The following is a 1,093-nucleotide window of genomic DNA, read 5'->3' as shown; positions in this document are numbered from 1 at the left end:
GGCTGTATTCGACTGTCGCGATCCTGGCTGCGCTTGCGCATCGGGATCATGACGGTGGTGGTCAGCATATCGATATGGCTCTGCTGGACGTGCAGGTGGCTTGTCTGGCCAACCAGGCGATGAACTACCTGACGACAGGCAATGCGCCTAAGCGCCTGGGTAATGCTCATCCGAATATCGTGCCCTATCAGGATTTTCCTACGGCGGATGGCGATTTCATCCTTACCGTCGGGAACGATGGGCAGTTCCGCAAGTTCGCGGAAGTGGCCGGGCAGCCGCAGTGGGCGGACGATACGCGTTTTGCCACCAATAAGCTGCGGGTGGCAAACAGGGCGGTACTGATCCCGCTGATCCGCCAAGCAACGGTGTTCAAGACGACCRCTGAATGGGTGGTGCAACTGGAACAGGCTGGCGTGCCATGCGGGCCTATCAATGACGTAGCGCAGATGTTTGCCGATCCTCAGGTCAAGGCGCGCGGGTTGGCTATCGAGCTGCCGCATGCACTGGCCGGGATGGTGCCTCAGGTGGCGAGCCCGATTCGACTGTCGGAAACGCCGGTGGAGTACCGTTTTGCACCTCCTCTGCTGGGTGAGCACACGCTGGAAGTTTTGCAGCGGGTGTTGGGCCTGGATGCCGGGGCGGTGTCCGCATTCAAGGCTTCGGGCGTTCTCTGATTGGTTTCTTCTATATAGAGGGGTATTTCGGCTCCTCTATATAGGCACCCTTTGGGGTGTTTTGCTGCTTTCTGCCGCTTATTGATAGAWAACCTRAATCAGTGCTTGACGGCAGATTWYAGATSTCTATAATTCGCCCCACTTCCGGCGCAGTCGAAACGGAAAACTCCTTGGYAAACAATGAGTTACGCAGTTTTCGRCAGCAGGTTGCTTCAGTTCATCGAAGCCRAAAGGGAGTTGAAAAAGAGGTGTTGACAGCAGCGTGTAACGCTGTAGAATTCGCCTCCCGCTGACGAGAGATCTGAAGCGCAAGTGGTTGAAGTTGAAAAGGAAACTTGGAAAACTTCAGAAAATAATCACTTGACAGCAAATGAGGCTGCTGTASAATGCGCGCCTCGGTTGAGACGAAAGCTCTTAAC

At 55.0% G+C, this 1,093-nt stretch carries 1 protein-coding gene; it reads left to right on the top strand.

The features are described 5' to 3' along the window. Positions 1-674, top strand: a 674-nt coding sequence (locus tag ACXRVY_RS30950) for a CaiB/BaiF CoA transferase family protein (RefSeq protein ID WP_458239203.1), incomplete at its 5' end; no start/stop codon positions are given. Positions 675-1,093: the final 419 nt, after the last annotated feature.

This window comes from Pseudomonas sp. P5_A2_2, assembly GCF_054177685.1.
This window is presented reverse-complemented; position numbering and strand designations above follow the sequence as displayed.